The 7927-nt window shown below is 66.3% G+C and carries 5 protein-coding genes; 2 read left to right on the forward strand and 3 right to left on the reverse strand.

Annotation, left to right across the window (positions count from 1 at the left end; genetic code table 11):
• Positions 1–156 precede the first annotated feature (156 nt).
• The 3 genes from FMQ63_RS36410 to FMQ63_RS37690 form a co-directional block, all read right to left on the reverse strand.
• Positions 157–2022: a S8 family serine peptidase gene (locus FMQ63_RS36410; RefSeq protein WP_020477819.1), complete on the reverse strand. Its 1866-nt coding sequence runs from the start codon at positions 2020–2022 to the stop codon at positions 157–159.
• Between the two features lie 667 nt (positions 2023–2689).
• Positions 2690–3613 (reverse strand): hypothetical protein, encoded by a 924-nt coding sequence (locus FMQ63_RS36415; RefSeq protein ID WP_011555378.1) that lies wholly within the window; start codon positions 3611–3613, stop codon positions 2690–2692.
• Between the two features lie 142 nt (positions 3614–3755).
• Entirely contained in the window at positions 3756–3959 is a 204-nt protein-coding gene (locus tag FMQ63_RS37690) for a hypothetical protein (protein WP_011555377.1), read from the reverse strand.
• Positions 3960–4257: 298 nt separating this feature from the next.
• Between FMQ63_RS37690 and FMQ63_RS38510 the strand changes: the two genes are divergently transcribed.
• Both FMQ63_RS38510 and FMQ63_RS36420 read left to right on the forward strand, forming a co-directional pair.
• Positions 4258–4386, forward strand: a complete 129-nt coding sequence (locus FMQ63_RS38510; RefSeq protein WP_020477816.1) for a hypothetical protein — start codon at positions 4258–4260, stop codon at positions 4384–4386.
• A gap of 162 nt (positions 4387–4548) precedes the next feature.
• Positions 4549–7809, forward strand: coding sequence for a hypothetical protein (locus tag FMQ63_RS36420; RefSeq protein ID WP_225909434.1), 3261 nt, complete (start codon positions 4549–4551; stop codon positions 7807–7809).
• The last annotated feature ends 118 nt before the right edge of the window (positions 7810–7927 follow it).

The raw sequence follows: 7927 nt of genomic DNA on the forward strand, positions 1-7927 counted from the left end.
CCTCGGCCCCTCTGCACCCTCCCTCCCCCTCAACAGGGCCCCCATCCCTCTGATGCGTGGCTACATCTGAGCCCGGGGCCTCGCAAGCTCACGCTTCCCGCGACGCGGGGACACGACGCGCTCCCACTGGCGACAACGGCGCGCTGCCGTGGGCCTTCAGCGACTCGAGGGGGCCACGGGGAAGACGAGGTCGTCGTGGTCTGTCCAGGCTCCCGGGGCGCAGCTGACCGGGGTGGGATGGGTGCCGAGGATGCCGCGAATCGCCTGGAGCCCTCCCTCTGGCAGCGTGAAGGTGGTGGATAGCTCCTGCGCCCCTGTCTCTTCGAGCGGGAGCCGGGCGACATGTGTCCATTGGGGGCTGCGCGCGTCGGGCGCATGGAAGAGGTCCACCGCTTCCAGGAAGGGCAAGAAGCCGAAGGCGGTCGCGGTGAGTTTCACCGGCTTGCCGGCGGTGAGAGGGCCGCCGTCCTGGCTGGAGACGCGCAGCCCCTCCAGCGTCGCGGTGATGAGGTAGGTGCCATCGATGCCATCCGCACAGCTCGCGCCGAGCGTGTTGGGCGCATGGCGCTCTGGCCCCACGGTGCCCATGCCGCGCACGAGCACGCCGGTGTCGCACGCGAACGCGAGGGTGGCGCAGCGGGGCGCCTGGAGCGTCGAATCGAAGTCGGCGATGTCGGGGTTGCGCACCGTCACCGTCATGGGCGCGGCGCGCCAGGCCTTGAGCGCGGTGTCGTAGGCGCGGACCTCCAGGGTGGCCGGGCCGTTGAGCTCTTCCCGGGTGTCCCAGTCGAGCTCGAAGGGGTGGGTGTCGTCACTGGCGCGCAGGAGGCCGTTGACCCAGAGGTCCACGCGCCGGACCGCCGCATCGTCCCAGGCGAGCACCCGCACACGTGAGGTGGCGCGCACGGTGCTCCAGGGGAAGGGCGTTGCGACGTGTGCCCAGGGGCGGTGGACGTCCCCCGTCGAGCGGCGGAAGCCCGCCTGGAGCAGCAGGTCGGGGGAGCCCGGCCCGGCGTTCTTCACGCGGCCCGAGATGGCGGCGCCCGCGAGCGCGTCCATCACCTGGGCCGGGGTGGCGGTGGGGTGGATCTCCAGGTAGAGCGCGGCGGCGCCGGCGACGTGAGGGGTGGCCATGGAGGTACCGGAGAAGACCTCGCTTGCCGTGTCGTTGGCGATGCCGGCGGAGCGAATGTCCTCGCCCGGCGCGTACAGGTCGACGCAGGGGCCGTGATTCGAGAATGACGCGCGGGAGTCCTCCACGTTGGTGGCGCCCACGGTGAGGGCTTCCGCCGCGCGAGCAGGAGACTCGTCGCACGCGCTGACGCCGAAGTTGCCCGCGGCCACCACGGCGGTGACGCCGGCGGCCACGACGTTGCGGACCGCCTGGTCCAGCGCCTCGGAGACCTCCAGCCCGATGCTCAGGTTGGCGACCGCGGGGGACTGGTGATGGGCGGCGACCCAGTCGATGCCGGCGATGATGCCCGACAGGGGGCCTTCTCCGTCACAGTTCAGGATGCGCACGGGATGCAGCGTCACGGCCCGGGCCACGCCCCAGGTCGTGCCACCGAGGATGCCCGCGACGTGGGTGCCGTGCCCGTCGCAGTCCTCCGCGCCACCGTCGGGGTCCACCGCGTCGAAGCCCTCGCCCAGGCGTCCCTGGAACTCGGCATGCGTGGAGCGGATGCCCGTGTCGAGCACGTACGCGTGGACACCCGCGCCGCTCAGCGCCGGGCGATAGAGACCATCCAGGGGCAGGTCCTCCTGGTCCACGCGGTCCAGGCCCCACGCCACCGTCTCCGCCGTGACGAGCGGGCGCACCCATGCATCCTGCTCGATGAAGGCCACGCGCTCGTCGGCGCGCAGCGCCTCCAAGCGCGCGTCGTCCAGCTCCGCCGAGAAGCCCTGGAGCGCATGCGCATAGGTGTGGAGCACCTTCGCGCCATGCGTCTTGGCGAGGTTCGACACGTGCTCCCGCGTCTTCTGGGGCCCCTGGGATGCGGCGCGGGCCTCCGGGCGGAGCACGACGATGTATCGGTTCGCAATGGGACGCTGGCGCGGGACCGCATGGGCGAGGGGAGCGGGCGGCTCGGTGCAACTGGTAGTGGTGGTGAGCAGACACAGAAGCGGGACGAGATGGAGTTTCCACATGGGGCGTGGGCCTGAGGTGGGACGCCTCTCGCGGAGGCGTCATGCCTGTGCGAGGGCGGCGTCATGGTGCGCCCGCTTGGACGCCACGGGTGTCGGGATTGATCAATCCGGAGGGCCACTTTCCTCAGGTCTCTGAGCATTCCCGTGAGAAACACCGCCGTTCCCCCGTCGTTCGACGGGTGCACGAACTCTTGAGCAGATGCAGCCAGTTGTTCAAGGACCTCCCAGTCCCGCTCGTCGAGAACACGAAGTTCGGGCCGTGCCGCGTGCGGTGACCGAACTCATGAATGGGCGAGGCTGCCTGTGGTTTACGCCGGCGGTGGCGCTTCAATCAGAGGCGATGACCGAGGACGCGCTCGTGGCCGAAATCGTAGCGCGCAGCGAGCCGATGTGGTGATTCGGCCCGGCATCGACGCGCGCGACGAAAGGAGCATGGGCCGTCAGCATCGCGGGGAGCCCGCACACTTTGGTCGCCCCCAGCCTCGGAAGGGGGGCGGCCCGTCCGGACTGTCACGGCGAGGCGGCGGTCCCGAAGCCCGCCTCAATCACAGTAGTACGTCGGCGCCAGCTCCAGGATGCGCTGCTCGGCGATGGGGGAGAGCGCGCGCAGGCGTGAGAGGAAGAGGGGCGCCTTCATTCCCATTCCGATGAAGCCCCAGACATACGAACGCTCCTGGGACTCGGCGAGGTGCTTGTGTTCCTCCGGGGTGAACGTGCGCCCCACCGCCTTCTCCAGCGTCTGGAGATCCAGCGCGAGTTGGGCGTTCAACGTCCCCCTCAGTGCCTGGAGCAGCTCCGCGTACTCCGTGAGGGCTTCGTCCAGCGTGTCGGGTTCCCGGGCGAGGATTTTCTGCGCCTCCAGGAAGTCCAGCCGGGTGTGCTGCGCCTCTTCGAGCCAGTGGTGCTTGAGCAGGTTGCAGAACAGCGGATCCAGCGTCTCGGCATTGTTTCCGCGGACCGTTTCCAGATAGTGCTGCTGCGTCATCAGCTCCAGGTGCAGGTTGAAGATGAGCACCCCCAGATTCGACTTCGCCATGATGGCCCGCGCCACCTCGACGTGGTTGTCGAGCAGGGCAGGGACGACCTTGAACCCCCGGGCGAACGCGCCGGTGAAGCGCGCGAAGAGCTGCTGGTGCTTCAGCTCCTCTTCCGTGAAGCGCAGGAGCGCGCGCATGTGCGTCGCGTTCCCGTGCAGCTCGAGGCTGGCGCGCTGGGCGGCCAGGGCCACGGCGTACTCCTCCAGGAACAGGAACAGGTGCGCATAGCTGTTGGAGCGGATGTGATTCAGCATCAGCCGCTCCTCCGCGTTCAGGAAGGGAATGGCTTCCGCGCCCGTCAGCGCATCCGAAAGGAACCGGTGGCTGAAATCCAGGACGGTGTCCTTGGGCAATAGGTCATCAAGACGCCAGGAGACTTTCTCTGAGCTCTGGATGCAGGATTGGTATTCCGGAGTTTGATTTGGCATTTGTAAATGAAATGAATCTTCTTGTGGGAAGTCAAGTGCTGGCGGCGTGATAGGATTTGCCGCGAGGTGTCGGTTTCAGTTGAATGCCTTTCGGGCCAGGGGCATGGAGTGGCGGCGCCGAGCCCCCGTTCTTGCGCTGCTCCTACTCTTGGACCCAGTGTGGGCGGTTGTTCACGATGTGCGGGAGGTGCTCCATGGTCTGTCCCCACCACTCCAGTGTGGGCCGATGGCTCAAGGAAACTTCCTGGGCCAGCGCGAGCGGAGCGACGTACGTGTAGTTGTACTGGTACTCGGACGTGGACGGCTCGCCGCGAGACATTGCAACGCCAGTGCCAGTCGTTTCCATGCGGAGGCATGCCTACTCCCCGGGGGCGCGGTCTCCACGCCCCGGCAGGCGCGTCGCACGGGGGGCCTTGTCAGGGAGAAGTCGTCCGTGGACCGCGGAGGCTGTCGCGCTGGTTCATGACGGAGCGCGGGAGGGCCTCGAAAGGGGAACGTCGGTGAGCGGGCCGCTCGCTTCCGGGCGGATCTCGCGGAGTGTGGACCCTGTGGCTCCGGCATTTGCCAGGAGCGCCGAGCCGCGTTGCGGCTGCGTCGCGCCCACCCGGGACCGGGACCGGGTCGGAGGGCAAGGAAATCGACGCATGGGCACGCTGGCGCTCATGCCGTCATCCATGCCCACCTTGCCCGTGCCGCGCAGGCCCTCGGCGATTCGCGGCCACGCGCAGCAGGCATCGCTCGGACAGGCGCGTGCGTTTCATGTGCGCTTTTGACGCCGCGTCATGGACGTGCCGTTGACACGTCAAGCCACGTCCTCGTGGCCTCCCAGGTGCGAAAACGCGGCGGTTGCCCTTTGGAACGGCGTTTGCTGAGGCGCGAACATTTCCCCTCCTGGAGAAACGATGTTCAAGCGAAGGCGTTCGCAGCGTCCCTGGATGAGTCGCTGTTCCCCCCTGGGACTGGCGCTGGTCGTCACTTTCCTGTTGGCAGGTGCGTGCGGCGACACGACCCCCGAGGAGGACAACCCGGACACGTTTACGGCGAAGAGTCCTCACGAGGACCTCGACAGCCTCGTGTGGGAGCCCCAGTTCGAGCCCGACTACAACAACCTTCAACCCCAGCCCTGGGTGGAGGTCGTCACGGAGGCGCAGGCGCGCAACGTCGTCGTCCGGCCGGACACGCTCATCTTCCCGAAGGCGGACCACCCCGAGGTGCTGCTCTGGGAAGAAGGGAAGGTGGTGGTGGCGGCGCCGAGCGATGGCCCGGGAGCGAATCCTCTCGGCTTCGCTCGCCGGGTCGTCTCCGTTACCGAGGTGGATGACACCCTCGTCGTCGAGACAGAAGCCGTGGCTCTCCAGGACATCGTCACGGGGGAGATGCAGTTCACGTTCGACTACTCGGAAGTGCAGACCGTCGACATCTCGAAGCTCGACCTCGATTGGGCCGCCAGGCACCTGTATGTCGACGCGAACATCATGTCTCCCAGGGCGGAGGGCAATCCCGACGACGAGCCGCTGCCCGAAGCCGAGGAGGAAGGGGACCCGGCGCTCCCCGGAGACCCCTTCCTGGGCTCTATCTGGAACGCGATCACCGCGGTGGGAGATGCACTGGGCGGCGCGGCCAAGGCGGTGGCTGCCGCGGCGGTGGATGTCTGGAAGGCGGTGACGGTCGAGGGGATTACCACGGGCGTGGAGATCAAACCCGAAATCAAGAACAACTACTCGAGCGCCTTGTTCAAGCTCGAGTATGAGAAGAGCTTCAACGAGGCGGGGAAGACCCCAATCAAGCTCTCCCTGAAGGGCACGGGGAACTCGTCGGTGGACTATTCCTTCAACCCGGGTGTGCAGGTGGGTGTGAAGGTGCCTCCCATCCTGGGAGGGAGCCAATCGACCTCCATGTGGCTGAACGTGGATAGCAAGTCCAGGCTCAAACTCGATGTCGAGGCCATCCTGAACGCCAAGATTGAATCCGCGGACGGCCTGACGGGCAAGAAGCTCCAGGACAAGCTCGCGGAGAGAACGAAGTTCGCCGAGGACGTCCTCGCCCAGGCGAAACAGAAGTATCTGGGCCATCCGGACATGCGGCCCGCGGGTGGATGGAAGCGCAACATCCTCGTCACGAAGCCGGCGGTGCAGACCATCTTCGCCGGGCCCGTGCCGGTCGTCCTGACCCAGACCCTCCAGGTTGATCTCGAGTGTGGATTCGAGGCGAAGGCGGGCGTCAAGGCGAACGTGAGCTTCGAGCACAACACCACCTTCAAGTTCGAGGCTCGCTATGAGAACGGAGAGGTGACGACGACGCCGGCCCAGTTCGAGAAGAAGAAGAACACCGACATCACGGTGACCGGCGAAGGCAGCCTCGTGGTTGTCTGCGGGCTCATTCCCCGCATCAACGTGTACGTGTACGACGCGCTCGGAATGAACGCTGGTGTCCGCGCGTCGCTGGTAGCCTCTGCGAAGTACGCGTCGCGCTGCGAGGCGAAGAAGCCCAAGGCGGACATCACGCTGGGGCTCGACGGCAACCTCGGTGTCCAGGTGGGGGGGCGGATTCAGCCTCCAGGAACCAGCTACCTGGGCTCTTCCGGTGTGGACCTCGGCTGGGACATTGGTCCCCTCGAGGTCTACAACCATCAGTTCAAGCTCTTGGAGATGAAGTTCAGCCTGAACGACGGCCTGGGCTATTGCTCGAACACGTGTGGCAACGGGGTACGGGACGGGAGTGAGACGGGCCTGGACTGTGGCGGCGGCTCATGCAGCGCTTGCGCCGAGGGTAAGAAGTGCTTGGTCAACTCGGACTGCGCGCTCGGGTACTGCAACGCGGGCAAGTGCTCGGCGGCGAACCACTGCGCCAATGGTGTCGTGGACGGAGACGAAACGGGCATCGACTGCGGCGGTTCGAAGTGCAAGCCCTGCGGGAACAAGCAGGGCTGTATTCGCCCCGAGGATTGTGCATCCGGGTATTGCAAGAAGCCCGTGGCGTCCGGAGTCGATTTTGGGACGTGCGTGCAGAACCACTGCAACACGGGTGTCAAGGACGCCGATGAGAGCGGCATCGACTGCGGTGGAAATGACTGCGCGAAGTGCAAGGTGAAAGCACGATGCGCGGTGGCGGGGGACTGCGAGTCCGAGATAAGCGACGGCACCTTCTGTGTCCCGACTCGCTGCAAGGACCGCATGAAATCCGGCGACGAGACGGACGTGGATTGCGGCGGCTCCATCTGTGCACGTTGCGGGAGCGGCAAGAAGTGCAAGCAGAACTCCGACTGTGTGCTGCAGCAGGAGGGGTACCAGATGTACTGTGCTCCAATCCCCGTCATCGGTCCGGTCTGCTTTGGCGCGCAGTGCAATAACGGTGAGAAGAACTGGGATGAGAGCGACGTGGACTGCGGGGGACCCTGCGCTCCATGCTCTCGCGGAAAGGTGTGTCTCCAGCAGAGCGACTGCGCCGCGGGTCTGGAGTGTGATACGTCGACCAGTCCCCACCGCTGTGTGTCGTTCCTCTGCGATGCGGGCCAGTACCTCTCCAATGGTGTCTGTGTCGACGTGGGCATCGGGTATTGGTCTCCCGCGAACTCCAATGCTCGTAACGCCTGCACGAACGCACCCGCGAACGCGGTGTATACGAGTCCGACGGCTGCTCAGGCCAACTGCCCCTGGACCTGCAAGCCCGGGTATCTGCGCGATGCCACGGGGACGAAGTGCGAGAAGAACGATACCGTCCAGGTCCTCACGTGCGGGGACGACGAGGTGGCGGTCGGAATCCACGGGCGGGAAGGCGCCTGGTTGGACGCGCTCGGGATGCGCTGTGCCCGCTTCGACTCCGGAAGGATCATCGGTGCCGCCACGAGCGCCCCCGCGATTGGGGGCACGAATGGTGATTCCTTCACCCTGGACTGCGCAGCCGGCGAAGTTGTCCAGAAGGTCACCGGAATCAACGGTTGGGCCAGTGGAGCGCCCAATCAGACGTGGTGCAGTGCGCAAAACCTGTCGACGATTGTGCTGTCGTGCCGGAATCTCAAGACGGGGACGCTCACCGTGATGCCCAAGGTGGGCGGAAAGAACGACGGCTGCACGGTGGGCAACCTGCCCGAGTATTCCTTCGGCTGTGGCGCAAATGGCTATCTCCGCGGGCTCGTGGTGGATAGCGCGAATACGTCCATGTACGTCGGCTACGTGCTCGACAGGAGTTGCCGCTAGGCGCTCGGCGACCTTCGTCGCCTCCGCCAAAGCCAGGCTCCCAGGCCGGCGCCCGCGCCTCCCATCCATCCCCAGCAGGAAGATGGGAGGCGGGGGGCTGGCTCGGGCGGGGCGGCTG

The sequence above is a fragment of the Myxococcus sp. CA005 genome (genome assembly GCF_006518205.1).
Classification (GTDB): domain Bacteria; phylum Myxococcota; class Myxococcia; order Myxococcales; family Myxococcaceae; genus Myxococcus; species Myxococcus xanthus.